The sequence below is a fragment of the Ramlibacter sp. genome, assembly GCF_029866045.1.
In the GTDB taxonomy this organism is placed as follows: domain Bacteria; phylum Pseudomonadota; class Gammaproteobacteria; order Burkholderiales; family Burkholderiaceae_C; genus Ramlibacter.
Window position 1 is genome coordinate 28,832 of record NZ_JARXAB010000078.1, and the last position, 25,192, is coordinate 54,023.

Annotated in this window: 21 protein-coding genes; all 21 read left to right on the forward strand. The window is 67.4% G+C overall.

Going from position 1 to position 25,192, the window contains the following annotated elements; translation table 11 throughout:
• Positions 1-32: 32 nt before the first annotated feature.
• The 21 genes from QE494_RS08820 (at position 33) to QE494_RS08920 (ending at position 25,115) form a co-directional block, all read left to right on the forward strand.
• A complete protein-coding gene (locus tag QE494_RS08820; protein ID WP_300042558.1) occupies positions 33-1,214 on the forward strand; it encodes a class I SAM-dependent rRNA methyltransferase in 1,182 nt (393 codons plus the stop codon).
• A gap of 124 nt (positions 1,215-1,338) precedes the next feature.
• Positions 1,339-2,430 (forward strand): GTP-binding protein, encoded by a 1,092-nt coding sequence (locus QE494_RS08825; RefSeq protein ID WP_300042559.1) that lies wholly within the window; start codon positions 1,339-1,341, stop codon positions 2,428-2,430.
• 544 nt (positions 2,431-2,974) lie between these two features.
• The gene (gene dksA / locus QE494_RS08830; protein ID WP_300042588.1) at positions 2,975-3,766 is read left to right on the forward strand and encodes an RNA polymerase-binding protein DksA; all 792 of its coding nucleotides are present in this window, start codon (positions 2,975-2,977) and stop codon (positions 3,764-3,766) included.
• A 373-nt stretch (positions 3,767-4,139) separates the two neighbouring features.
• Positions 4,140-4,568, forward strand: a complete 429-nt coding sequence (mraZ, locus tag QE494_RS08835) for a division/cell wall cluster transcriptional repressor MraZ (RefSeq protein WP_300042560.1) — start codon at positions 4,140-4,142, stop codon at positions 4,566-4,568.
• A gap of 10 nt (positions 4,569-4,578) precedes the next feature.
• Complete coding sequence (rsmH, locus tag QE494_RS08840; RefSeq protein ID WP_300042561.1) at positions 4,579-5,502, forward strand: 16S rRNA (cytosine(1402)-N(4))-methyltransferase RsmH; 924 nt, start codon at positions 4,579-4,581, stop codon at positions 5,500-5,502.
• 1 nt (position 5,503) lies between these two features.
• A complete protein-coding gene (gene ftsL / locus QE494_RS08845) occupies positions 5,504-5,776 on the forward strand; it encodes a cell division protein FtsL (RefSeq protein WP_300042562.1) in 273 nt (90 codons plus the stop codon).
• Entirely contained in the window at positions 5,773-7,503 is a 1,731-nt protein-coding gene (locus tag QE494_RS08850; protein ID WP_300042563.1) for a penicillin-binding protein 2, read from the forward strand. The genes ftsL and QE494_RS08850 overlap by 4 nt, the downstream gene beginning before the upstream one ends.
• Positions 7,503-9,137 (forward strand): Mur ligase family protein, encoded by a 1,635-nt coding sequence (locus QE494_RS08855; RefSeq protein WP_300042564.1) that lies wholly within the window; start codon positions 7,503-7,505, stop codon positions 9,135-9,137. The genes QE494_RS08850 and QE494_RS08855 overlap by 1 nt, the downstream gene beginning before the upstream one ends.
• Positions 9,137-10,546 (forward strand): UDP-N-acetylmuramoyl-tripeptide--D-alanyl-D-alanine ligase, encoded by a 1,410-nt coding sequence (gene murF / locus QE494_RS08860; protein WP_300042565.1) that lies wholly within the window; start codon positions 9,137-9,139, stop codon positions 10,544-10,546. The genes QE494_RS08855 and murF overlap by 1 nt, the downstream gene beginning before the upstream one ends.
• Positions 10,537-11,715, forward strand: coding sequence for a phospho-N-acetylmuramoyl-pentapeptide-transferase (mraY, locus tag QE494_RS08865; protein WP_300042566.1), 1,179 nt, complete (start codon positions 10,537-10,539; stop codon positions 11,713-11,715). The genes murF and mraY overlap by 10 nt, the downstream gene beginning before the upstream one ends.
• Positions 11,716-11,719: 4 nt before the next feature.
• On the forward strand, positions 11,720-13,435 hold the full coding sequence (murD, locus tag QE494_RS08870; protein ID WP_300042567.1) for a UDP-N-acetylmuramoyl-L-alanine--D-glutamate ligase: 1,716 nt from the start codon (positions 11,720-11,722) through the stop codon (positions 13,433-13,435).
• Complete coding sequence (gene ftsW / locus QE494_RS08875; RefSeq protein WP_300042568.1) at positions 13,432-14,706, forward strand: putative lipid II flippase FtsW; 1,275 nt, start codon at positions 13,432-13,434, stop codon at positions 14,704-14,706. Before murD ends, ftsW begins: the two co-directional genes overlap by 4 nt.
• The gene (gene murG / locus QE494_RS08880) at positions 14,703-15,806 is read left to right on the forward strand and encodes an undecaprenyldiphospho-muramoylpentapeptide beta-N-acetylglucosaminyltransferase (RefSeq protein WP_300042569.1); all 1,104 of its coding nucleotides are present in this window, start codon (positions 14,703-14,705) and stop codon (positions 15,804-15,806) included. The genes ftsW and murG overlap by 4 nt, the downstream gene beginning before the upstream one ends.
• Positions 15,803-17,215 (forward strand): UDP-N-acetylmuramate--L-alanine ligase, encoded by a 1,413-nt coding sequence (gene murC, locus QE494_RS08885; protein ID WP_300042570.1) that lies wholly within the window; start codon positions 15,803-15,805, stop codon positions 17,213-17,215. The genes murG and murC overlap by 4 nt, the downstream gene beginning before the upstream one ends.
• The gene (locus QE494_RS08890) at positions 17,212-18,237 is read left to right on the forward strand and encodes a D-alanine--D-alanine ligase (protein WP_300042571.1); all 1,026 of its coding nucleotides are present in this window, start codon (positions 17,212-17,214) and stop codon (positions 18,235-18,237) included. The genes murC and QE494_RS08890 overlap by 4 nt, the downstream gene beginning before the upstream one ends.
• A gap of 11 nt (positions 18,238-18,248) precedes the next feature.
• Entirely contained in the window at positions 18,249-19,022 is a 774-nt protein-coding gene (locus QE494_RS08895; protein WP_300042589.1) for a cell division protein FtsQ/DivIB, read from the forward strand.
• An 11-nt stretch (positions 19,023-19,033) separates the two neighbouring features.
• On the forward strand, positions 19,034-20,263 hold the full coding sequence (gene ftsA / locus QE494_RS08900; protein WP_300042572.1) for a cell division protein FtsA: 1,230 nt from the start codon (positions 19,034-19,036) through the stop codon (positions 20,261-20,263).
• A gap of 166 nt (positions 20,264-20,429) precedes the next feature.
• The gene (gene ftsZ, locus QE494_RS08905) at positions 20,430-21,746 is read left to right on the forward strand and encodes a cell division protein FtsZ (RefSeq protein WP_300042573.1); all 1,317 of its coding nucleotides are present in this window, start codon (positions 20,430-20,432) and stop codon (positions 21,744-21,746) included.
• A 154-nt stretch (positions 21,747-21,900) separates the two neighbouring features.
• Positions 21,901-22,824, forward strand: coding sequence for a UDP-3-O-acyl-N-acetylglucosamine deacetylase (gene lpxC / locus QE494_RS08910; RefSeq protein ID WP_300042574.1), 924 nt, complete (start codon positions 21,901-21,903; stop codon positions 22,822-22,824).
• A 16-nt stretch (positions 22,825-22,840) separates the two neighbouring features.
• A complete protein-coding gene (locus tag QE494_RS08915; protein ID WP_300042575.1) occupies positions 22,841-23,017 on the forward strand; it encodes a hypothetical protein in 177 nt (58 codons plus the stop codon).
• A gap of 391 nt (positions 23,018-23,408) precedes the next feature.
• Positions 23,409-25,115, forward strand: coding sequence for a S8 family peptidase (locus QE494_RS08920; protein WP_300042576.1), 1,707 nt, complete (start codon positions 23,409-23,411; stop codon positions 25,113-25,115).
• The last annotated feature ends 77 nt before the right edge of the window (positions 25,116-25,192 follow it).

Below are 25,192 nucleotides of genomic sequence, written 5' to 3' on the forward strand. Positions count from 1 at the left end.
GGCACAGCACCAGCCCGGCGACAATCGGCTCAATGAAATCCATCCGTCTGAAGGAAGGCAAGGAGCGCTCCCTGCTGCGTCGTCACCCCTGGGTGTTCGAATCGGCCATCGCTAAGGGGGGCGCCGACGCCGGCGAGACGGTGCGTGTCGAGGGCCATGACGGGCGCTTCCTGTGCTGGGCCGCCTTCAGCCCGGCGTCGCGCATCCGGGTGCGGGCGTGGAGCTTCGACGAGGCCCAGCGCATCGATGCGGCCTTCTTCGACACCACGGTGCGCCGCGCCATCGCGGCCCGCACGCGCTTTTCCATCGCCAGCGACGGCCTGCGCCTGGTGCATGGCGAGAGCGACGGCCTGCCCGGGCTGGTGGTGGACCGCTATGGCGACACCTTGGTCGCCCAGTTCCTCTCGGCGGGCGTTGAGCGCTGGAAGGCGGTCATCACCGATGCCCTTCTCGCGGCCACCGGCCTCGCCCGCCTCTTCGAGCGCTCGGACGCCAGCGCCCGCCAGCTCGAGGGGCTGGCGCCGGCCACCGGCTGGCTGCGCGGCGAGGGCAGCACCGAGCTCACCATCGCCGAGCACGACTGGCGTCTCAGCCTCGACGTGGCCACCGGCCACAAGACCGGCTTTTACCTCGACCAACGTGACAACCGGCTTCGCTTGCGCGAGGTGGTCCAACGGCTTGGCCTGGGCTCGGTGCTCAATTGCTACTGCTACACCGGCGGCTTTACCGTCGCCGCGCTCAAGGGCGGCGCCCAGGCGGTGACCTCCATCGACTCCTCCGGGCCGGCGCTGGCGCGGGCCCGCGCCCACCTCGATCTCAACGGCCTAGACCCCGCCCGGGCGGAGTTCCTGGACGCCGACGTCAACGCCAGCCTGCGCCGCTTCATCGAGGAGGGCCGCCGCTTCGATGCCATCGTGCTCGACCCGCCCAAGCTCGCGCCCACCGCCGCCCATGCCGAGCGGGCGGCCCGGGCCTACAAGGACATCAACCGGCTGGCCTTCAAGCTGCTGCCGCCGGGCGGCGTGCTGTTCACCTTTTCCTGCTCGGGCGGCATCAGCGCCGACCTGTTCCATAAGATCGTCGCCTCGGCGGCGATTGATGCGGGGGCCGACGGCTTCATTACCGAGCGACTCGGTGGTGCGCCCGACCACCCGATGACCTTGATCTTCCCGGAAGGCGAGTACCTCAAGGGCCTGGTCGTCCAGACCCGGTAACGGCGCCCGGACCGACGTACTGCCCGTTCGCCGGCACCGGCCATGGGCCCGGTCTGGCACCCATCCGTCCGGGGACCGGTACACTCCCGCACCTTCGAATGTTCAGCGCGACCGCAAGACACCCATGAGCCTGATCCCTGCCACCATCCTCACCGGCTTCCTCGGCGCCGGCAAGACCACGCTCCTCAAACGCGTGCTCACCGAGGCCCACGGCCAGAAGATCGCCGTGATCGAAAACGAATTCGGCGCCGAGAACATCGACAGCGACATCCTGGTCTCCGACACCGAGGAACAGATTGTCCAAATGAGCAATGGCTGCATCTGCTGCACCATCCGCGAGGACCTGCGGGCCACGCTGCAGGACCTGGCCGCCAAGAAGCGCAAGGGCACGCTGGTGTTCGACCGGGTGGTGATCGAAACCACCGGCCTAGCCGACCCCGGCCCGGTCGCCCAGACCTTCTTCATGGACGACGAGATCGCCGAGTCTTACCTGCTCGACTCCATCCTCACCCTGGTGGACGCCAAGCACGCCCCCCAACAACTCAATGACCGGCAGGAAGCTCGGCGCCAGGTGGGCTTTGCCGACCAGATTTTCATCAGCAAGTCCGAGCTGGTGGACGCCGAGGCGCTGGAGGCCTTGAAACATCGCCTCAAGCACATGAACCCGCGCGCGCCGCAGCGGGTGACCCATTTTGGCGAGGTGGCGCTGTCCGAGGTTTTTGACCTGCGCGGCTTCAACCTCAACGCCAAGCTCGAGATCGACCCGGACTTCCTCGAGGACGGCAGCCACGGCCACACTCACGGCCACACTCACGGCGACACCCACGATCATGACCATGGTCACGACCATGCCCATGGTGAGCATTGCGACCATCCCTCGCATGCCCAGGAGGGCCATGGCCACCACCACCATCACGATGACGACGTCAAGAGCTTCGTCTTCAAGTCCGACCGGGCTTTCGACCCCGCCAAGTTGGAAGACTTCCTGGGTGCCATCGTCAATATCTACGGCCCCCGCATGCTGCGCTACAAGGGCGTGCTCGACATGAAGGGCACCGAGCGCAAGGTCATTTTCCAGGGCGTGCACCAGCTGATGGGCAGCGACCTCGGCCCGAAATGGGGTGACGAAGAGGTGCGCTCCAGCAAGATGGTGTTCATCGGCATCGACCTGCCCCGTGACATCCTCGAGCAGGGGCTGCAGCAGTGCCTCGTCTGAACGCTTTTGACTACATGCGGACTACCCCCGGCGGGATGGCTCGGCAATCAGGGTATAACACCGCCTTCTGTCGTCGGCCGCCCGGCCGAAAGACGACCAACGACGGTCCCGGGGTGCCATTGAGCCACGCCGAGGGAACGCAGCCAGGAGGCAGGAAGTGAAGCCGCAACCGAAGGCCGCCGCAAAGGCGAAGAAACCGGCCGCCAAGGCCACCCCCGTGAAGGCAGCCGCCAAGAAGGCCGCCCCGCCCAAGGCCGCCTCCAAGAAGGCCTCGCCAGAGAAGGCCGTTCCCAAGAAGGCCGTTCCCAAGAAGGCTGCCAGCCCCAAAGCCGGCGCCAAACCAGCATCCAAAGCGGTCGTCAAGAAGGCCACTCCAGCGAAAGTCGTTGCCAAAGTGAGTCCGTCTCCCGCCAAGAAGGCCGCCGCCAAGCCGGCGGTCAAAAAGCCTTCTGCCTCCGCTACAGCCAAACCCGCCGCCAAATCAGTGCCCAAGTCCTCCCAATCAGCTGCTAAGCCGGCCGCCAAACCGGCTGATAAACCAGCTGTGAAGGCGCCTGCCAAGGCCGCTCCCGTACCCACCGCCGCCAAGAGCGCCGCTTCATCCAAGGCGACTGCGGCTCCGGCCTCGCGTGCTGCGCCCGTTGCGGCGGCGCCCAAGGCCCCTGCCCACCCTGTCCCAGCGCCCAAAGCGCCGGCCAGTGTGCCCACCCTTCCTGCTGCGCCCCAGCCCGGCATGCCCCCCCGGGCGACCAAGCCTTCGGCCAGACTGGCACAGATTACCGTGCCCTCCATGGCCCAGGCAGTGGCCTCAACCGCGGCCAAGGCCAGCTATTACCAGACGCCCTCCCGCCCTGTGACCACCCCTGTTTTCGTACCGGTCAAAAAAGACCCCAAGCTCGCCAACAACTGGAAGACCAAGTCGGTCGACCAACTCTCTGACGCCGAAGTTCTGGCCATGCCGGACGCGGAGTACATGAACGACAAGCAGATGGCGTACTTCCGCCAGAAGCTCCAACAGATCAAACAGGACATCCTCAACAACGCAGGCGAGACCACCGAGCACCTGCGTGAGGAGACCGTCATCGTCCCCGACCCGGCTGACCGCGCCACGATCGAGGAAGAGCACGCCCTGGAGCTGCGCACCCGCGACCGCGAGCGCAAATTGCTCAAGAAAATCGAGCAGTCCATCTCGCGTATCGACGCCGGCGACTACGGCTACTGCGACGAAACCGGTGAGCCCATCGGCGTGGGCCGCCTGCTGGCCCGTCCCACCGCCACGCTCTCGCTTGAGGCCCAGCAGCGGCGGGAACTCAAGCAGAAGATGTTCGGGGACTGATCCCCTCCCACGCCGGCCGCTGCCGGCGTTTTCCCACCCCCTTTTGGCTCCGGGCGAGCGTCTTCGACGCCCGCCCGGCTTGCCTTTTGCCCGGATGAAGCTTGCGCGGCCCCCTGTAGCCTTCAGGTTTCACATGCACTCGGCTCGCTAAGTGCTTCATTCTTAACGCTTTTCATCGAGAAAGCGGTCTGGAAGTCGGCGCTAAGTCCTTGATTTCATTAGAAAAAAGCAGGGGAGGGACCCCTTGCACAGAAGAGTTTTCCTGCTACAGTGGGAGGAAGTGCAATTTCGTGGGAAAAAGTGCCTGCGCCCTCGGCGCAAAGGCTGATTTCCCCGTCAACAGTTTTATCCACCCCTCGCAGGAATCAAAGCGGTGTTCCAGGGCGCTTCGTCTCTCAGCCTCGATGCCAAGGGCCGGCTTTCCGTGCCGACGCGGCATCGCGAGGTGCTGTCTGCGACGGCCGCCAACCAGCTCACGATCACCCGCCACCCGCACGGCTGCCTGATGGTTTTTCCCCGCCCCGAGTGGGAGAAGTTCCGCGAGCGCATCGCGCAGTTGCCGATGTCGGCGCAGTGGTGGAAGCGGATCTTCCTGGGCAATGCGATGGACGTGGAGCTCGACGGCACCGGCCGTGTGCTCATCTCTCCCGAGCTGCGTGCAGCCGCCGGGATCGAGCGCGAGACCATGTTGCTCGGAATGGGCAACCACTTCGAGCTGTGGGACAAGGCCAGCTACGAAGCCAAGGAAGCCGAGGCGATGGCGGGCCAGATGCCCGATGTGTTCAAGGACTTCTCCTTCTGACGGCGGCGTGGTGGACAACGCATGGACCCACACCACCGTTCTCTTGCACGAAGCCGTCGACGCGCTCGTGCACAGTGCGCAGGCCTGCTACGTGGACGCCACCTTCGGCCGCGGCGGCCACTCGCGGGAGATCCTCTCGCGTTTGTCCCCGCAGGGCCGCCTGGTGGCCTTCGACAAGGACCCCGAAGCCATCGCCGAAGCCGCGCGCATCTCCGATGCGCGTTTTTCCATTCGTCACGAGGGCTTTGCTCACTTGAGCGAGCTGCCTGCAGGCAGCTGCGCCGGGGTGCTGATGGATCTCGGTGTGAGCTCGCCCCAGATCGACAACCCCGCCCGGGGCTTTTCTTTCCGCCACGACGGCCCGCTGGACATGCGCATGGACACCACGCGCGGACAGAGTGCGGCCCAGTGGCTTGCCACGGCCGAGGTCGGCCAGATCGCGCAGGTGATTCGTGACTACGGCGAAGAACGGTTTGCTCTTCCTGTTGCAAAGGCGATTGTTGCTCGCCGAGAGGAGCGGGGCCCCCTTGCAAGCACCGCTGAACTGGCCCAGCTCGTGGCTGGCGCGGTCAAAACCCGCGAGCCGGGCCAGGACCCTGCAACGCGCACATTTCAGGCTCTTCGGATTTTCGTCAACGCCGAGCTTGAAGAGCTCGAGCAGGCGCTGAGTGCCAGCCTGGATCTTCTGCAACCCGAAGGCCGTCTTGTCGTGATCAGCTTCCACTCCCTGGAGGACCGCATCGTCAAGCAGTTCATCGCCCGCCATTCGCGCGAGGTGGTGGACCGCCGGGTGCCCTTCGCGCAGGGGCAGGTCCTCAAGCTCGAGGCGCTGGACCGAATCAAGCCTTCGGCCGCTGAAGTAGCGGGTAACCCGCGTTCGCGCAGCGCCATCATGCGGGTCGCCCGCAGAACCGCGCAGGGGACGGTGCACTGAGATGCTGCGCGTCAACATCCTCCTGCTCGCTGGCGTGATGGCCTCCGCCATGTACCTGGTGCGTCTGCAGTACGAGTCGCGCCACCTCTACACCGAGATCGAGAAGGCGCAGTCCGAGGCCCGCCGCCTCGACAACCAGCGTGAGCGGCTCTTGGCCGACAAGCGCGGGCAGGCCACGCCCCTGCGGGTGGAGCAAATCGCGAAAGACCAGCTCCAGATGCGCCCGGCCACCGCCGGCATCACCGTCTACGTCACCCAGGGCGCTGCCCCATGAGCCGCAGCGTTCTCTACACCTCCAGCCCGCTGCTGGCGTCCAAGACGCCGGTGTGGCGTAGCCGCCTGGTGCTGGTCTTCATCGCCGCCGGCTTTCTGGCCTTGGTCGGACGGGCCGCCTGGGTGCAGGTGATCAAAAATGATTTCTTCCAGCGCCAGGGCGAGGTCCGCTTTGCCCGCACCCTGGAGCTGCCCGCCAACCGCGGCCGCATCCTCGACCGCAACGGCCTGCTGCTGGCAACCTCGGTGCCGGCCTCGAGCATCTGGGCCATTCCGGAAGACGTCGAGCGTGACAAGGCCAAGCTGGCCCAGATGGCCAAGCTGCTCGAGATGCCGCTGGCCGAGCTCGAGAAGAAGCTGCAAGACGATGACAAGACCTTCGTCTGGATCAAGCGCCAGGTTGAAGAGTCCGTCGCCCGTGAAGTGCTGGCCCTGGGCATCAAGGGCGTCTACCAGCGTACCGAGTTCAAGCGCCAGTACCCCGAGGGCGAGGCCGCCGCGCATGTGGTGGGCTTTACCAATGTCGAGGACCGTGGCCAAGAGGGCATGGAGCTGGCCTTCGAGAAAGAGCTGGCGGGCCGCCCCGGCTCGCGCCGTGTCATCAAAGACCGCCTCGGGCGCATCATCGAGGACGTGCGCGAGCAGGTGCCGCCGGTGCCCGGCCGCGACCTGCAGCTGTCGATCGACAGCAAGGTGCAGTTCTTCGCATACCAAAAGCTGCGCGACGCGGTGCAGCAGCATAAGGCCAAGGCCGGCAGCGTGGTGGTGCTCGACGTGCAGTCCGGCGAGGTTCTGGCCCTGGCCAACTACCCCAGCTACTCGCCGGCCAAGCGGGTCAACCTCTCGGGCGCCCAGCTGCGCAACCGGGCGCTGACCGACACCTTCGAGCCCGGCTCGACGATGAAGCCCTTCACCGTCGCACTTGCGCTCGATCGCGGTCTGGTCCGCCCCGAGACCCCCATCCAGACCGCCCCGGGCCGCATCACCATCGCCGGGTCCACCATCTCCGACGCCCACCCCTACGGCGTGCTGTCGGTCGCCGAGGTGATCCAGAAGTCGAGCAACGTTGGTACGGTGCAGATGGCGATGAAGCTCCAGCCCAAGGAGATGTGGGAGCTTTTCAGCAGCGTGGGCTTCGGCCAGCGGCCGCAACTGCCCTTCCCGGGCATCGTCAGCGGCCGCCTGCGCGCCTACAAGACCTGGCGCCCGATCGAGCAGGCGACCATGAGTTATGGCTACGGTGTGTCCGTCAGCCTGTTCCAACTGGCGCGGGCTTACACCGTGTTCGCCCGTGACGGCGAGCTGGTGCCTGTGACCCTGCTCAAGTCGCAGGCGCAAGCGGCTGGTGTTCGCATCCTCGACCCGAACAACGCCCAGTCGGTGCGTCAAATGCTGTTCATGGCTGCTGGCCCGGGCGGCACCGCGCCCAAGGCGCAGACCATTGGCTACTCGGTGGGCGGCAAGACCGGCACCGCCCGCAAGCAAGAGGGCAAAGGGTATGCCGAGGGCAAGTACCGCGGCTTCTTTGTCGGCCTCGCACCGGTCGACAAGCCCCGCATCGTGGTCGCGGTGATGATCGACGAGCCGGGCACCGGCGTGTACTACGGCGGCGAAGTCGCCGCGCCGGTCTTCAGCACGACGGTCCAGCAGACCCTGCGCATGATGGGCCTGCAGCCCGACATGAATGTCAAGCCGCAGATCGTGGTCGGTGTGGAGGAGTCGTTCTGATGGAACGCCTGCACAACCCCGGTGAAGCGGCCCGCTGGATGGCCCAGCGCGTAGGCGCGGCGGGGGGCCAGCTCCATTGCGACAGCCGCCGCATTGAGGCGGGCGACGGCTTCATCGCCTGGCCGGGCGTGGCCACCGACGGCCGCCACCATGTGCAAGGCGCCCTGGCGCGCGGCGCGCTGGCCTGCCTGGTAGAGGCCGAGGGCGTCGACGCCTTCGCTTTCGACGCCAGCCTGCCGGTGGCCAGCTACCAGGGCCTCAAGGCCGCCACCGGCCCCATTGCCGCCGCCTACTACGAGCAACCCAGCGCGCGTCTGCGCGTACTGGCCATCACCGGCACCAATGGCAAAACTTCCACCGCCTGGTGGCTGGCCCAGGCCGTCACCCGCGCTGGCATTGCGGGCCAAGGCTGCGGGCTGATCGGCACCCTAGGCACCGGTCGCCCCGGCCAGGTGCGCTACACCGGGCTCACCACCCCCGACCCGGTCCTGCTGCAGTCGCAGTTCCGGCGCTTTGCCGACGAAGGCCTGGGCGCCTGCGCCATCGAGGCCTCCTCCATCGGCCTGGCCGAGCGAAGGCTGGACGGCACCCGTATCGCGGTGGCCGCCTTCACCAACTTCACCCAGGACCACCTCGACTACCACGGCAGCATGGAGGCCTACTGGGCCGCCAAGGCCGAACTCTTTGACTGGCCCGGCCTGCAGGCTGCGGTGGTCAATCTCGACGACGAGAAAGGCGCCACACTCGCCGAGCACCTGGCCGCCCGCGGCCTGCCGCTGTGGACCTATGCCTGCGAACCTGCGGGTGGCGAGCCCTCGGGTGGCGAGCGGCCCGCGGATGCAGCGTATGCAGCAAGTACCGCGGCTACGGCGAATGCAGCGCGTGCAGCCCGTCTGCAGGCCCTGAACATCACCTACACCGGCGACGGCCTGCGGTTCACCGTCTGCGAAGGCGCGCACCGCATCGACCTGGCCACCCGCTTGATCGGCCACTACAACGTGGCCAACCTGCTTGCCGTGATTGGCTGCCTGCGTGCGCTGGGCCTGGGCCTGCCCGAGGCAGTGGCCGCCTGTGAGGGCCTGATGCCTGTGCCTGGCCGCATGGAGTGCCTGCAGCAAGCCGGCGCCCCGCTGGTGGCGGTGGATTACGCGCACACGCCCGATGCCCTGGCCCAGGCGCTGGGCGCGCTGCGCCCGCTCGCCGCGCAGCGCGGTGGCCGGCTGTGGTGCGTGTTTGGTTGCGGCGGCGACCGCGACGCCCTCAAGCGCCCGCGCATGGCGGCGGTGGCCGAGCAACTTGCCGATGCGGTGCGGGTCACCAGCGACAACCCGCGCAGCGAGCGCCCCTTGGCCATCATCAGCCAGATCCTGCGGGGTTTCACCCGCGGCGAGACGGCGCAGGTCGAGGTGGACCGCGCCCGCGCCATCGCCCAGGTGGTGCGGGACGCCGACGCCCGTGACGTGATCCTCCTGGCCGGCAAGGGCCATGAAACCTTCCAGGAAGTGGCGGGCGAACGCCTGCCCTTTGACGACCGGGAGCAGGCCCGCGCGGCACTGGCGCTGCGCGCTGGCAGAGTGGACTCCGCCCCAGGCAGCGCACTGGCCCACCCCGCCCCATCCGGAGGCGCCGTCTGATGCGCGCCCTGTTCACCCTGCACGACGCGGCCGCCTGGCTGCCGGGCAGCCGCCTGGTCGGCGACGGTGCCACCCCGATTGCCCGTGTGCACACCGACACCCGCAGCCTGCAAGCGGGCGACCTGTTCGTCGCCCTGCGCGGTGAGCGCTTTGACGCCAACGACCTGCTGGCGCAGGCCCTGTCCGCCGGCGCTGCTGCGGTGCTGGCCCACGCCGGCCGCGTGCCAGCCGGTGCCAGCGGCCTGGAAGTGCCAGATACCCGCCTGGCACTCGGCCAGTTGGCCGCTGCCTGGCGCAACCGGTTCGAGGGACCCCTTATCGCCATCACCGGCAGCAACGGCAAAACCACCGTCACCCAGATGGTGGCCGCCATCCTGCACGCCTGGCGGGGCGAGGCGGCCCTCTCGACCCAGGGCAATCTGAACAACGACATCGGTCTGCCCCAGACGCTCCTGCGCCTGCGTGACGGGCATCAGGTGGCGGTGGTCGAGTTGGGCATGAACCATCCGGGCGAAATCGCCTACCTGGCGGAACTTGCACGACCCACCGTTGCCCTGGTGAACAACGCCCAGCGCGAACACCAGGAGTTCATGGCCACGGTGGAAGCCGTGGCACGCGAGAACGGCGCCGTGTTCGCTGCCCTGGCCCAAGGCGGCGCCGCCGTCTTCCCGGCGGGTGACGCCTACACCGCGCTGTGGCGCGGGCTTGTTGCCCAGGCCCCGGCTGGCGCCAGCGCCCGCTGCCTCACCTTTGGCACCGACCCCACCGCTAGCGTGCTGCTTGACACCGCCGCCTGGCAGGACGGCGCCTGGCAGGTGCTGGCCCTCACGCCCGTCGGCGGTCTTGAGTTCAGCGTGCGTATCGCCGGCCGCCACAACCTGATGAACGCGCTGGCTGCTGTGGCCTGCGCCCTGGCCGCCGGTGTGCCGGCCGAGGCCATCACCCGTGGCTTGCAGGCCTTCGAGCCTGTCAAGGGGCGCTCGCGCAGCGTCGGCCTCTCGCTGGCCGGCCGCGCCCTCACCGTGGTCGACGACACCTACAACGCCAACCCCGACTCGGTGCGCGCCGCCATCGACGTGCTGGCCGAGTTGCCCGGCCCGCGCCTGCTGGTGCTCGGCGACATGGGCGAGGTCGGCGATCAGGGCCCGCAGTTCCATGCCGAGGTCGGCGAGCATGCGCGCGCTTGCGGCATTGACGCCCTGTTCACGCTCGGCGAGCAATCCCGCGCCATGGGCGGCACCCATTTCGACAGCATTGAGGCGCTCAATGCCGCGGTGCTGCAGCAACTTCCCCGGGCCTCCAGCGTGCTGGTCAAGGGCTCCCGATTCATGAAGATGGAGCGGGTGGTCGAGGCCATCACCGCCCACGCGCAAGCGACCACACAAGAAGGGAAGGGCGGATGTTCCTGAGCCTGGCCACCTGGCTGCAAACCCTCGGGCCGGAATTCGGTTTCCTGCGGGTCTTCCAGTACCTGACCTTCCGTGCCGTCATGGCCGCCATGACCGCGCTCCTGATCGGCCTGCTGGCCGGCCCGGCGGTGATCCGCCGCCTCACCGCACTCAAGATCGGCCAGCCGATTCGCAGCTACGGTGTGGAGTCCCATCTGGCCAAGAGCGGCACGCCCACCATGGGCGGCGTGCTGGTGCTGCTGGCAATCGCAGTCGCTACTTTGCTGTGGTTCGACCTGTCGAACCGCTTCGTCTGGATCGTGCTGATCGTCACCCTGGGCTTCGGCGCCATTGGCTGGGTGGACGACTGGCGCAAGGTGGTGCGCAAAGACCCCGAGGGGATGCGCTCGCGCGAGAAGTACTTCTGGCAATCAGTGATCGGCCTGTTGGCGGCGGTCTACCTGGTGTTCTCCATCTCCGAGTCGTCCAACTGGCGGGTGCTGGAGTTGTTCCTCACCTGGGTGCGCTCGGGCTTCGATGTGGACCTGCCGCCCAAGGCCGGCCTGATGGTGCCCTTCTTCAAGGAAGTCAGCTACCCACTGGGCGTGTTCGGCTTTGTCATCCTCAGCTATCTGGTCATCGTCGGCTCGAGCAACGCGGTCAACCTCACCGACGGCCTTGACGGCCTGGCCATCATGCCGGTGGTGATGGTGGGCTCGGCCCTGGGCGTGTTCGCCTATGTGACCGGCAGCTCGATCTTCTCGCGCTACCTGTTCCTCCCCTATATCCCAGGCGCAGGCGAACTCTTGATCTTCTGTGCCGCCATGGCCGGCGCAGGCCTTGCCTTCCTCTGGTTTAACGCCTACCCGGCCCAGGTCTTCATGGGCGATGTGGGCGCGCTGGCCCTCGGTGCCGCCCTTGGCACCATCGCGGTCATCGTGCGCCAGGAAATCGTGCTGGCCATCATGGGCGGCATCTTCGTGGTCGAGGCGCTGTCGGTGATGGCCCAGGTCCTGTACTTCAAGTACACGAAGAAGCGCTACGGCGAAGGCCGGCGTATTTTGAAGATGGCGCCCCTGCACCACCACTTCGAGAAAAGTGGCTGGAAGGAGACCCAGGTCGTGGTCCGCTTCTGGATCATCACCATGCTGCTGTGCCTGGCCGGCCTGTCCACCCTGAAGCTGCGTTGAGACCATGAGCGACCTGCCCGAGCAGCCCCTCCCACCGGACACGCCGCCAGCGGCGCTGCCCGACTTGGCGCCGGTGTCGGCCCAGGAGGCGCAAGCCATGGCGGATGCGATGGCGGCTGAATTTGCCACTGCCGAGGGCGAGGGCGAGGGCGAGGGCGAGGGCGAGGGCGAACTCCTTCCCCAGGGCCCCATCCTCGACGGCCAGTCCGTCCTGGTGCTGGGCCTGGGCCTCTCGGGCCTCGCCATGGCGCGCTGGTGCGTCGCCGAGGGCGCGCAGGTCACCGTGGCCGACACCCGCCAGGAGCCGCCCCAATGGGCCAGCTTGCAGGGCGAGTTGCCGCAAGCGCGCTTTGTCTCCGGGGAATTCACCCCAGCCCTGCTCGAGGGCGGCGTGCAGGCCGTCTTTGTGAGCCCAGGCCTGGCCCCGGCGCAGACAGACGCCCTCTTGCAGGCGGCCCGCACGCAAGGCCTGCGGGTGGGCGGCGAGCTCGCCCTCTTCACCGAAGGCCTGGCCCGCCTGCGCGCCAGCGAAGGCTATCGGCCCGCGGTGCTGGCCATCACCGGCACCAACGGCAAGACCACCGTCACCTCACTCACTGGCCAACTCGTCGAGCGCGCCGGCCGCACGGTTGCCGTGGCCGGCACCATCGGCCCCTCGCTGCTGGACACCTTGGCCGCGCGTCGGGGCAGTCAGTCCCTTCCGCAAATCTGGGTGCTGGAGCTGTCGTCCTTCCAGCTCGACCCGTCCAGCGGCGCCGACGACTTTGAGCCCACCGCCGCCACCGTCCTCAATCTGTCCCAAGACCACCTCGACTGGCACGGCAGCATGGACGCCTACGCCGCCGCCAAGGCCCGTGTCTTCGGGCGCCAGGGCGTGATGGTTCTGAACCGCGACGACGCGCGCGTGATGGCGATGCTGCCCGCGCCCGTGCGCCTGAAGGGCGGCAAGATGGACGCGCGCGCCCATGTCTGCTTTGGTGCCGACATGCCGCGCCACCCCGGCGACTTCGGCATCGAGGTGGTCGCCGGCATGGCCTGGCTGGTGCGCGCCCTCGAGGCCGACGAAACCCACAAGCGCCGCAAGGACGAGGAAGAAGAGCTTCACATCCAGCGGCTCATGCCCGCCGATGCCCTGCGCATTCGCGGCCGCCACAACGCCACCAACGCGCTGGCGGCCCTGGCCCTGGCCACCGCCGCTGGCTGCCCGCTGGGGCCCATGCTCTATGGCCTGCGTGAATACCGCGGTGAGCCGCACCGCGTCGAGCCGATAGCCATCGTCGGAGAGGTCGAGTACTTCGACGACAGCAAGGGCACCAACGTAGGCGCCACCGAGGCTGCACTGAACGGCCTGGGTGCCGAGCGCAAGCTGGTGGTCATTTTGGGCGGGGACGGCAAAGGCCAGGACTTTTCGCCCCTGGCTTCACCAGTGGCCCGCCACTGCCGCGCCGCCATCCTGATCGGCCGCGACGCCCCCTTGATTCGCGAAGCCTTGGCCGCTGCCCTGCAAGCGGCCGGCGTGGGCTTGCATGACGCTGGTTCGATGGAAGAGGCGGTGCGCCTGGCCAGCGAGCGCGCACGCGCGGGCGATGCGGTGCTGATGTCGCCGGCCTGTGCCAGCTTTGACATGTTCCGCGACTACGCCCACCGTGCAGAGGTCTTCGTCGCCGCGGTCGCCCGCCTGGCCGAAGACGCCGGCAATCCTTTGGAGGGCGGTCTGTGAACCTGGCCGCACTCGCACCCCAGCGCCTCGCCCAGCGGGTTACCGGCTGGATCGCCGGTAGCCGCAGCGGCGCGGACGACATCCCGGTGTCAGTGCGGGGCACCGGCAGCTATGCACCGGCTACCGGCAAGGTCAGCCTGGCCCAGTTCGATCAGGCCCTTCTGTGGGTCATCGTCGGCTTGCTCGCCTTCAGTCTGGTGATGGTTTATTCGGCCTCGGTGGCGCTCCCGGACAACCCTCGCTTCCTCCGCTACAGCCACAACCATTTCCTGTTCCGCCACGCGATCGCGATCTGCATTGGCTTTGTCGCCGCGGTGCTGGCCTTCCAGGTACCCATCGCCACCTGGGAGCGTTTTGCGCCCTGGCTCTTTGTGGGCTCCCTGGTGGCCCTGGTCCTGGTGCTCATTCCTGGCATCGGCGTGGTGGTCAACGGTGCCCGGCGCTGGGTGTCACTGGGCTTCATGAGCTTTCAGCCCTCGGAGCTAGCCAAGTTTGCCGTGGTGCTGTACGCGGCCAACTACATGGTGCGCAAGATGGAGGTCAAGGAAAGCTTCTTGCGCGCAGTGGTGCCAATGGCGATCGCGGTGGGCCTGGTGGGCGCCTTGCTGCTGGCCGAACCCGACATGGGCGCCTTCCTGGTGATCGCCATCATCGCCATGGGCATTCTGTTCTTGGGCGGGGTCAACGCCCGCATGGCCTTCCTGATTGCCGGTGTGCTGATCGTGGCCTTCATGCTGATGATCGCGCTGTCTGACTGGCGGCGTGAACGCATCTTCGCCTACCTCGACCCCTGGAGCGAAAAGCACGCCCTGGGCAAGGGTTACCAGCTTTCGCACGCATTGATCGCCATTGGCCGCGGCGAGATTTTTGGCGTTGGCCTCGGCGGCAGCGTCGAGAAGTTGCACTGGCTGCCCGAGGCCCACACCGACTTCCTGCTCGCCGTCATTGGCGAGGAGTTCGGCTTCGTCGGCATCGTCGTGGTGATCGGCACCTTCCTCTGGCTGACCCGTCACATCATGCTGATCGGCCGCCAGGCGGTGCAGATGGACCAGCTCTTCGCCGGGCTGGTGGCCCAGGGCGTGGGCCTCTGGATCGGTTTCCAGGCCTTCATCAACATGGGCGTGAACCTGGGCGCGCTGCCCACCAAGGGGCTGACCCTGCCGCTCATGTCCTATGGCGGCTCGGCGCTCCTGTTCAATCTGATCGCGCTGGCCGTGGTGATGCGCATCGACTACGAAAACCGCCAGCGCGGACGGGGAGGGCGCTCATGACCCGCGAAACCGGCATGACGCCAGCAACGCCGCGCACCGCCCTGGTCATGGCCGGCGGTACCGGCGGCCATATCTTCCCCGGCCTGGCCGTGGCGGAAGCACTGCGCACCCGCGGCTGGCAGGTTCACTGGCTGGGCGTGCCCGCCAGCATGGAGTCTCGTCTGGTGCCGCCGCGCGGCTTTGCCTTCGAGCCGGTGCAGTTTGGCGGCGTGCGCGGCAAGGGTCCACTCACTCTGGCGCTGCTGCCCCTGCGCCTCTTGCGCGCCTTCTGGCAAAGCCTGCGGGTGGTGCTGCGCGTCAAGCCGAAGGTCGTCATCGGCCTGGGCGGCTACATCACCTTCCCCGGCGGAATGATGGCGGTGCTCGCCGGCAAGCCCCTGGTGCTGCATGAGCAGAACTCGCGCGCGGGCATGGCCAACAAAGTGCTCGCCGGTGTGGCCGACCGGGTCTTTACCGCCTTTCCGAACGTGCTGACCCAGGGCAGCCGCCATGTGGCGTGGGTCGGCAACCCGCTGCGCGAGGCCTTCCTGTCACAGCCCGCGCCTGCCGAACGCTTTGCCGGCCGCAGCGGCCCGCTCAAGCTGCTGGTGGTGGGTGGCAGCCTGGGCGCCAAGGCGCTCAACGAGGCGGTGCCGCAGGCCTTGGCACTCATTGCCGAAGGCGAGCGCCCGCAGGTCACCCACCAGGGCGGCGCCAGCCAGATCGACGCATTGCGCGCCGCCTACCAAGCCGCTGGGGTGCAGGCCGAGCTCACTCCCTTCATCGAAGACACGGCCAGCGCCTTTGCCGCCGCTGATCTGGTGATTTGCCGTGCTGGCGCCAGCACCGTAACCGAGCTGGCTGCCGTCGGCGCCGCCGCGGTCTACGTGCCCTTCCCCCATGCGGTGGACGACCACCAGACCACCAACGCCCGCTTCGTGGTCGACGCGGGTGGTGGCTGGTTGCTGCCCCAGGGCGAACTCAGTCCCGCGCGGCTGGCGCAGCTGCTGCAGTCCCTCACCCGTGAGGAGTTGCTGGTGCGCGCCCAAGCGGCCAAGGCCATCGAAAAAACCCAGGCGACGGAAGTCATCGTCGCCGCCTGCGAGGAACTGGCGCAGTGAAGCACGCCGTCAACCACATTCACTTCGTCGGCATCGGCGGCTCTGGCATGTCGGGCATCGCCGAGGTGCTGCGCAACCAGGGTTACGCCATCTCTGGCTCTGACCTGGCCGATTCGGCCACGCTGCGCCGCCTGCAGGGCATGGGCATCACCACCTTCGTGGGCCATGCCGAATCGAACCTCGCGCGGGCCGACGTGGTGGTCACTTCGACCGCGGTGCAGGCCGACAACCCCGAGGTGGTCGCCGCCCGCGCGCGCAAGATTCCGGTGGTGCCCCGGGCCATGATGCTGGCCGAGCTGATGCGCCTCAAGCGCGGCATCGCCATCGCCGGCACCCACGGAAAAACCACCACCACCTCGCTGGTGGCCAGCCTGCTGGCCGAGGGCGGCCTAGACCCCACCTTCGTGATCGGCGGCCGCCTCAACAGCGCGGGCGCCAATGCCAAGCTGGGCGCGGGCGACTACATCGTGGTCGAGGCCGACGAGTCGGACGCCTCCTTCCTGAACCTGATGCCGGTGATGTCGGTGGTGACCAACATCGACGCCGACCACATGGAGACCTACGGCCACGACTTCGGCCGGCTCAAGCAGGCCTTCGTCGACTTTTTGCACCGCATGCCTTTCTACGGCACCGCCATCTTGTGCACCGACGACGCTGCGGTGCGCTCCATCCTGCCCGACGTGCAGTGCCCGGTGACCACCTACGGGGTGGGTGAGGACGCCCAGGTCCGCGCGGTCAATATCCGCGCAGTGGGCCCGCAAATGCACTTCACCGCGCAGCGGCGCAACGGCATCGTGCTGCCCGACCTCGAGGTGGTGCTCAATCTTCCCGGCCACCACAATGTGCTCAACGCTTTGTCGGCCATTGCCATTGCGGTCGAACTGAATATCCCCGACGCGGCAGTCATCAAGGCCTTCGCCGAGTTCCGTGGCGTCGGCCGGCGCTTCCAGAGCTACGGCGACTTGCCGGTGTATCCGGCCCATGGCGGTGGGCGCTTTACGGTCATTGAGGACTACGGCCATCACCCGGTCGAACTGGCCGCCACCTTGTCGGCGGCGCGCGGCGCCTTCCCCGGCCGCCGCCTGGTGCTGGCCTTCCAGCCGCACCGCTACTCACGCACCCGCGACTGCTTCGAAGATTTCGTTAAGGTGCTCGGTCATGCCGACGCCGTGCTGCTGGCCGAGGTCTACGCCGCCGGCGAGGCCCCCATCGTGGCGGCAGATGGCCGCTCGCTGGCCCGCGCGGTTCGCGTGGCGGGCAAGGTCGAGCCGGTGTTCGTCGACGATATCACTGGCATGCCCGAGACCATCCTCGAGATGGCCCGCGACGGTGACGTGGTCATGTGCATGGGCGCAGGCTCCATCGGCGCGGTGCCGGGCAAGCTGGTCGAGAAGGTGGGCAAGGCATGAACCCCAGCCTGAACACCGTGGTCGACGTGAAGGCCCTGGGCAAGGTGGCCGTCCTCATGGGCGGGCTGTCGGCCGAACGCGAAATTTCCCTGCTCTCCGGCGGCGGGGTGCTCAAGGCCCTGCAATCGCGCGGCGTCGACGCCCACGCCTTTGACCCGGCCGAGCGTGACCTCACCGACCTGCGCCGCGAAGGCTTTAGCCGCGCCTTCATTGCGCTGCACGGCCGCTTCGGTGAAGACGGCACGGTTCAGGGCGCGCTTGAGCTCTTGGGCATTCCCTACACCGGCAGCGGCGTCATGGCCTCGGCCATTGCCATCGACAAGGCCATGACCAAGCGGGTCTGGCTCTCCGAGCAACTCTCCACACCGCGCCACCTGCTGCTCAAAAAAGGCCACTACACCCCCGCCCAGGTGGCGGCGGTACCGGGCCACTTGGGCCTGCCGCTGATCGTCAAGCCCGCGCGCGAGGGTTCTTCCATTGGCCTGGCCAAGGTGACCGACGCCGCCCAGATGGCCGCCGCGGTCGAGGCCGCCGCCGCCCTGGACAGTGACGTGTTGTGCGAGCAGTTCATCGCTGGCGACGAGGTCACCTGCCCCATTCTCGGCACCGGCGAAGAGGCCCGCGCGCTGCCGGTGATCCGCATCGTGGCCCCCGGCGGCAACTACGACTACAACAACAAGTACTTCACTGACGACACCCAGTACCTGGTGCCCTGCGGCCTGCCCCCAGGCGAGGAGGCCGCCATCCAGCAGCTGGCGCTGGGCGCCTACCGCAGCCTGAGTGCGCGCGGCTGGGGCCGTGTCGACGTGATGATCGACGCCGCCACCCGCCAGCCTTACCTGCTCGAGCTCAACACCTCTCCGGGCATGACCGGCCACTCCCTGGTGCCCATGTCCGCCCGCGCCGACGGCATCAGCTACGAAGACCTGTGCCTGCATCTGCTCGCGGGCGCTGCCCTCGACCTGCGCAAACCTGGCGCCGCCGGCGCTGCGGCCACCACCGCAGGAGGCCCGCAGCCGTGAAAGCCGCCGCCATGCCCCTGCCGCTGGACATCCGCCTGATGAACGCGCTGTCGGTGGTGCTGCTCGTGGCGGCTGGCGTCTCGGCGCTGCTGGCGTTGGGCTGGTGGGGGCTGCAGCACCCGGTTTTTGGTCTGACCCGCATCACGGTGCTGGGCGATGTCGGCCACAACAACGCCGCCACCTTGCGTGCCAACGTGGTGCCGCGGGTGACCGGTAACTTCTTCACCGCCGACCTCGGCGGCGTGCGCAAGGCCTTCAAAGAGGTGCCCTGGGTGCGCGACGCGGTGGTGCGGCGCGAGTTTCCCAACCGCCTGCGGGTCTTTGTGCAGGAGCACCGGCCCGTGGCCTTCTGGGGCAGCGACAGCGACACCACGCTCGTCAACAGCTTTGGTGAGGTGTTCGAGGCCAACCCCGGCGACGTCGACCAGGACGGCCTGCCGCGTCTGGTGGGCCCGCAAGACCAGTCGGCCCAGGTGCTGGCCATGTACCGGCAGCTTGCGCCCCTGTTCGAAGGTGTGGACATGGGTCTGGACCGGCTCACCCTCACCGCGCGCGGCAGCTGGCAGGCGCAGACCGACACCGAGGCTTTGATCGAGCTCGGACGCGGTGCGCCCGAGGAGGTTCTGGCCCGCGCGCAGCGCTTCGCGCAAACCGTCACCCAGGCCGCGTCCCGCTACGGCCGCCGCACCGAGGCCGTGTTGTCGGCTGACCTGCGGCACGGCGACGGCTACGCCATCAAGTTGAGAGGTGTCACCACGGTGAGCACCGATACCCCGAAAAGATAGAGAGGATCGTCATGGCAAAAGAGTACAAGGACCTGGTCGTCGGACTGGACATCGGCACCGCCAAGGTGATGGTGGTCGTTGCCGAGGTGCTGCCAGGCGGCGAGCTCAAGCTCGCGGGCCTGGGTGTTGCGCCCTCCAATGGCCTCAAGCGCGGCGTGGTGGTCAACATCGACGCCACCGTCCAGAGCATTCAGCAGGCGCTCAAAGAAGCCGAGCTGATGGCCGACTGCAAGATCACTCGGGTCTACACCGGCATCACCGGCAGCCACATCCGCGGCATGAACTCCAGCGGCATGGTGGCCATCAAAGATAAAGAGGTGACGCCTGCCGACGTCGCCCGGGTGGTGGAGACGGCGCGGGCCATCAACATCTCCACCGACCAGCGTCTGCTGCTGGTCGAGCCGCAGGAATTCATCATTGACAACCAGGACGTGAAAGAGCCGATCGGCATGAGCGGCATCCGCCTGGAGGCCAAGGTGCACATCGTCACCGGTGCCCAGAGCGCAGCCGAAAACATCATCAAGTGCGTGCGCCGCTGCGGCCTTGAGGTCGAGTCCCTGATGCTCAACCCGCTGGCCTCCAGCCTCTCGGTCCTCACCGAAGACGAAAAAGAGCTGGGCGTGGCCCTGGTGGACATTGGCGCCGGCACCACCGACGTGGCTATCTTCACTGGCGGCGCCATTCGCCACACCGCCGTGATCCCGATCGCGGGTGACCTGGTCACCAGCGACATTGCCATGGCGCTGCGCACCCCCACGAAGGACGCCGAGGAGATCAAGGTGGAGTCGGGCTTTGCCAAGCAGTTGCTGGCCGACCCCGAGCATCAGGTGGAGGTGCCCGGCCTGGGTGACCGCAGCCCCCGCATGCTCTCGCGCCAGGCCCTGGCCGGCGTGATCGAGCCGCGCATCGAAGAGATTTACCAGCTGGTGCAGCAGGTGGTGCGCGAGTCGGGTTACGAGGAGGTGCTGGGCTCGGGCATCGTCATCACCGGTGGCAGCTCGGTCATGCCCGGCATGGTCGAACTCGGCGAGGACATTTTCCTCAAGCCCGTGCGCCGCGGCGTCCCCAAGTACGTGGGCGCCCTGTCGGACATGGTTGCCCAGCCCCGCAACGCCACTGTCATGGGCCTGCTCGAAGAGGCCCGCCTGGCGCGTGTGCGCGGGCTCAAAGTGGCGCAAAAGAGCGGCGCGGTGAAGTCCGCCTTCGAACGCTTCAAAGACATCATCGTGGGGAACTTCTGATGCTTTTTCCCCATAACCTCTGGCTCGCGCGGGGCAGCCCGCCGCCCTCGCGGCGGGGCCGGTCCCGGTGTGTCGACCCGCCGCCCTCCTGAAAAAAATCGCACCGGATCCCCAACAAGAAACGAATACACGGCAACTGCAGATTTAGAATTAAGGAGTCAGCACCATGAGCATCGAAATGATCGAAGTCGAAGAGTTCAACCAAGGCACACAGATCAAGGTGATCGGCGTTGGTGGCGGCGGCGGCAACGCCGTCGAGCACATGATCAACAGCCAGGTGCAGGGCGTGGAGTTCATCTGCGCCAACACCGATGCACAGGCCCTGGCCCGTTCGGCGGCTCACAAGACCATCCAGCTGGGCACCTCCGGTCTGGGGGCTGGCAGCAAGCCCGAAAAAGGGCGCGAGGCGGCCGAGGTCGCCGAGGCCAGCATCCGTGACGCCATCTCCGGCGCACACATGCTCTTTATCACCGCCGGCATGGGCGGTGGCACCGGTACCGGCGCGGCCCCGATCATCGCCCGCGTCGCCAAAGAAATGGGCATCCTCACCGTCGGCGTCGTCACCAAGCCCTTCGACTGGGAAGGCGGTCGCCGCATGACCAATGCCGACCACGGCTTGGCCGAGCTTGAGGCCAACGTTGACTCCCTCATCGTCGTCCTCAACGAAAAGCTGCTGGACGTGCTGGGCGACGACATCACCCAAGACGAGGCCTTCGCCCACGCCAACGACGTGCTGCGCAACGCCGTTGGCGGCATTGCCGAAATTATCAACGTCCCTGGCCATGTCAACGTCGACTTCGAAGACGTGCGCACCGTCATGGGTGAGCCTGGCAAGGCCATGATGGGGACCGCCGTGGCCGAGGGCCCAGACCGCGCCCGCATCGCCGCCGAGCAGGCCGTGGCCTGCCCGCTGCTGGACGGCATTGACCTCTCGGGTGCCAAGGGCGTGCTGGTTCTCATCTCCGCCGCCAAGGGCCGGCTCAAGCTGAGCGAGTCCAAGCTGGCCATGAACACCATCCGCGCCTACGCCGCGGCCGACGCGCATGTCATCTACGGCACCGCCTACGACGACTCGCTGGGCGAGCAGGTGCGCGTCACCGTGGTCGCCACTGGTCTGTCCCGCCAAGGTCAGCGCCGCCCGCCCATGACCGTCATTCGCACCGGCACCGACAACGGCCCGGTGGGCTACGCCCCGGCCACCCCTGGTCTGGGCTCCACGCTCGGCTCGGCCCTTGGTGCCATGCCCTCGGTGCCCACCCTGGGCAGCCCGGTCGCCGGCCTGTCCGCCTCCGCCGGCGGCATGTCCGCGGCAGCCTCTGCGCTCGGCTCGCTCTCCCCGGCCTCCAGCCTGAGCGCGGATGTCAATGTGCCCAGCGTCTGGCGCAACAACCGCACCACCGCTGCCGCCAAGGTCGACGCCCTGGCCGCCGGCGGTATGGATGACCTGGAGATTCCGGCCTTCCTCCGCCGCCAAGCAGATTGAGGGTTGTCCAGCGGCTGCGCAAGCCGATCTGGGGCCTGCGGTGCTCGCCGTACTCCAGTACGGCTGCGCGCCTCGGCCCCACCTCGGCTCGCTCGCTTCGCTGGCCAATCCCTCAATCATTTGAAGTGATGGCCTCGTCCCTACAATCCGGCCCATGCTCCAGCAGCGCACCCTCAAGACCCTGACCCGTGCCGTCGGCGTGGGGCTGCACAGCGGGCAGCGGGTAGAGCTGACCTTGCGGCCCGCGGCGCCAGACACCGGCATCGTGTTTCGCCGCGTTGATCTGGCACAGCCGGTGGACATTGCCGTTTCGGCCGAGGCGGTGACCGACACCCGCATGGCCTCCACCATCTCCAAGGGCGGCGCCAAGGTCTTCACCGTCGAGCACCTTATGTCGGCCTGCGCTGGCCTGGGGCTGGACAACCTCTATGTGGACATCACCGCCGAAGAGGTGCCCATCCTCGACGGGTCCGCGTCGTCCTTTGTCTTCCTGCTGCAAAGCGCCGGCATAGTGCTGCAAAACGCGCCGCGCCGCTTTGTGCGCGTGTTGCAGCCGGTCGAGGTGCGCGAGGGTGAGGGTGACAACCTCAAGTGGGCGCGGCTCGACCCTTATCACGGCTTCAAGGCCAGCTTCGAGATCGACTTCGCGCACCGGGTGGTCGACGCCACCGGCCAGCGCTACGAGTTCGACTTAGGGATTGACAACTACACCCGCGACATTGCCCGTGCCCGCACCTTCGGCTTTACCAAAGACGTGGAGATGCTGCGCGCCAACGGCCTGGGCCTGGGCGCCGGCCTCGACAACGCGGTGGTCATGGACGACTACCGCGTTCTCAATGCCGACGGCCTTCGTTATGACGACGAGCTGGTCAAGCACAAGATCCTCGACGCCATGGGTGACCTGTACCTGCTCGGCCGGCCGCTGCTGGCTGCCTACAGCGCCTTCCGTTCGGGCCACGCCATGAACAACAAGCTGCTGCGCCAGTTGCTCGCCCAGCCTGGCAGCTATGAGGTGGTGAGCTTCGACGACGACAAACGCGCACCCAGCGGCTTCTTGCAGCCAGCGCGGGCCTGGTGAGCGGCGCCCCCACGCGATGCTGATCTTTCGCTGGCTCATCCTCTTGCTCTTGCTGGCCGCCGGCGTGTGCTTCGCCCTGTATGCCGGCACTGGCCAGCCCCACTTCAAGCGCTGGGGCATCGTGGTGCTCAAGTGGACCTTGCTGGCCGCCTTCGGCTTTTTCGCGGTGCTCATCGTCGAACGCGTGGCCTGAGCGTCCAGAAGTTTGACGCGCCATGCGTCATCCGTCATCCGTCATGCGCCATGCGTCACACGTGACGCCTCAGCCCTGAGCCCTCACCTCAGCCCCAACTACCGCAGCCCGTCCCGCAGCCCACCCCGCAGCCGCTGACGGGCCTGCGCGTCCCCGCACTCCCTCTCTCTTTGTGAATCGCCGCCAGCGATGGCCTCGGCGCATCCACTGCGCCTTGCTCCGCCATGCCGCCCCCTGCTGTTCCGTGCCAATTGTTTCGCGCGCTGCCGTGTATCAGCCAGGAACTCATGCCCGTGCGCAGCACTCTGTCTTGGGCGTCATAGGTTGCCGGTATGTGGACCTCGGGCGAGGTGTTCCATCCGATCCATTTCCCTTTTCATGAGAGGTTTGTATGAACCTGCGAGAACGAACCGGGTCAGCGCGCTTGAAGTACGGCGCACTGAGCCTGATGACAGCACTGGTGCTGTCCGCCTGCGGCGGCGGTGGCGGCGCGCCGGTGAGCGTCCAACAAACGGAGCCTGCTGCGCCTGAGGCCAGAACGCTGGCGGTCGCTGAAGCGGCGCTGCTCAAGTCTTACAGCAGCGTTGAATACCGTGGGGGTGCTTCCACCACCAGCACGGTCTACATCGTGCGCCTGGAAGAAAGCCGGACTAACCAAGCCAGCGCATTTGCAACGAATACCGCCTCCGCCTTTGTCGGTGAAGTGGTGCACATCTACTCTGCCGCTATCCTGGGCTTTGCAGTGCGTGTGCCGGACGACCGGGCCGAGGCCTTCATTGCCGCCATGCGCAACGACCCCGCTGTCATTGGCGTGGAAGAAGACCGTCCGATGTACGCCATGGCCGACCAGCGCCCGCTGCGTCCCTGGGCCAACGTGCAGCCGAACCCGACCTGGGGTCTCGACCGGATCGACCAGCGCAACCTGCCGCTCGACCGGCAATACGCCTACAACTACAACGGCGCAGGCGTTCACGCCTACATCATCGACACCGGCATCTACGCCGCCCACCAAGACCTCGCCGGTCGTGTGACCTCAGGGTTCACCGCCATCAACGACGGGCGCGGCACGAGCGACTGTGACGGCCATGGCACCCATGTGTCCGCCACCGTAGGCGGTACGACCTGGGGCGTCGCCAAGGGCGTGCAGCTGGTACCTGTGCGGGTGCTGGATTGCAATGGCTCGGGCAGCACCAGCGGCATCATTGCCGGCCTGGACTGGATCGTGGCCAACGCTCGCAAGCCGGCCGTCGCCAACATGTCGCTGGGCGGTAGCACCTCCGCCTCACTCGATGCCGCGGTGGCCCGTGTCACCGCCTCCGGCATCCCGGTGGCAGTGGCTGCAGGCAACGAAAACGCCAACGCCTGCAGTGGCTCGCCCGCGCGCGAACCGAGCGCACTCACGGTGGCCGCCTCGGACAGCAGTGACCGACGCGCCTCGTTCTCGAGCTACGGCAGCTGCGTCGACCTGTTCGCCCCGGGGGTCAGCATCACCTCGGCGGGCATCTCCTCGCCCACGTCGACGGCGGTCAAGAGCGGCACCTCGATGTCTGCGCCCCATGTGGCAGGCGCCGCCGCGCTGGTGCTCGAGGCCTTCCCTGCGTATTCAGCCGTACAGGTGGGTGATTACCTCAAGTCCATCGCCACGCCGAACAAGATCAGCAGCCCGAGCGGCTCGCCGAACTTGCTGCTGTACACCGCAGGCATTGACGGTGGCACACCTCCGCCCCCGCCCCCCCCGCCGCCTCCGCCCCCGCCCCCCCCACCGCCCCCTGGCGCGTTCATGCGTGTGACGGACCTGGACACCTACGGCTTTCGCTACACCAACGCCTGGCGCGGTGGCGTAATGATCGAGGTGCACGACGCGGCCAACGCCAAGGTTGTTGGCGCCTTGGTGCAAGGTGGCTTCACTCCCAGCGGTGGCAACTCCAGTTGCACCACCGATGTAGAGGGCACCTGCATGATCTTCACCAACTACCTGTCGACCTCGGTCAACCGCGTTCTCTTTACCGTGAGCAACGTGACGGCACCTGGCCTCACCTACCAACCTATTGGTAGCGAAACGTCCATCACCGTGAAGCGTCCGGCCCACCGCCGCTGACGCGCCAGCCGCCACTTTCCGGCCCGGCCCGCTCCGGGCCGGTTTCGTAAGGGGCGCTATTGCCACCCCTCGCGACT

What these genes read in the sequence shown, in the direction of transcription:
- QE494_RS08820 (WP_300042558.1), top strand. Translation starts at nt 33, where the DNA reads ATGAAATCCATCCGTCTGAAGGAAGGCAAGGAGCGCTCCCTGCTGCGT.
- QE494_RS08825 (WP_300042559.1), top strand. Translation starts at nt 1,339, where the DNA reads ATGAGCCTGATCCCTGCCACCATCCTCACCGGCTTCCTCGGCGCCGGC.
- ftsL (WP_300042562.1), top strand. Translation starts at nt 5,504, where the DNA reads ATGCTGCGCGTCAACATCCTCCTGCTCGCTGGCGTGATGGCCTCCGCC.
- QE494_RS08850 (WP_300042563.1), top strand. Translation starts at nt 5,773, where the DNA reads ATGAGCCGCAGCGTTCTCTACACCTCCAGCCCGCTGCTGGCGTCCAAG.
- QE494_RS08855 (WP_300042564.1), top strand. Translation starts at nt 7,503, where the DNA reads ATGGAACGCCTGCACAACCCCGGTGAAGCGGCCCGCTGGATGGCCCAG.
- murF (WP_300042565.1), top strand. Translation starts at nt 9,137, where the DNA reads ATGCGCGCCCTGTTCACCCTGCACGACGCGGCCGCCTGGCTGCCGGGC.
- mraY (WP_300042566.1), top strand. Translation starts at nt 10,537, where the DNA reads ATGTTCCTGAGCCTGGCCACCTGGCTGCAAACCCTCGGGCCGGAATTC.
- murD (WP_300042567.1), top strand. Translation starts at nt 11,720, where the DNA reads ATGAGCGACCTGCCCGAGCAGCCCCTCCCACCGGACACGCCGCCAGCG.
- murG (WP_300042569.1), top strand. Translation starts at nt 14,703, where the DNA reads ATGACCCGCGAAACCGGCATGACGCCAGCAACGCCGCGCACCGCCCTG.
- QE494_RS08890 (WP_300042571.1), top strand. Translation starts at nt 17,212, where the DNA reads ATGAACCCCAGCCTGAACACCGTGGTCGACGTGAAGGCCCTGGGCAAG.
- QE494_RS08895 (WP_300042589.1), top strand. Translation starts at nt 18,249, where the DNA reads ATGCCCCTGCCGCTGGACATCCGCCTGATGAACGCGCTGTCGGTGGTG.
- ftsA (WP_300042572.1), top strand. Translation starts at nt 19,034, where the DNA reads ATGGCAAAAGAGTACAAGGACCTGGTCGTCGGACTGGACATCGGCACC.
- ftsZ (WP_300042573.1), top strand. Translation starts at nt 20,430, where the DNA reads ATGAGCATCGAAATGATCGAAGTCGAAGAGTTCAACCAAGGCACACAG.
- lpxC (WP_300042574.1), top strand. Translation starts at nt 21,901, where the DNA reads ATGCTCCAGCAGCGCACCCTCAAGACCCTGACCCGTGCCGTCGGCGTG.
- QE494_RS08915 (WP_300042575.1), top strand. Translation starts at nt 22,841, where the DNA reads ATGCTGATCTTTCGCTGGCTCATCCTCTTGCTCTTGCTGGCCGCCGGC.
- QE494_RS08920 (WP_300042576.1), top strand. Translation starts at nt 23,409, where the DNA reads ATGAACCTGCGAGAACGAACCGGGTCAGCGCGCTTGAAGTACGGCGCA.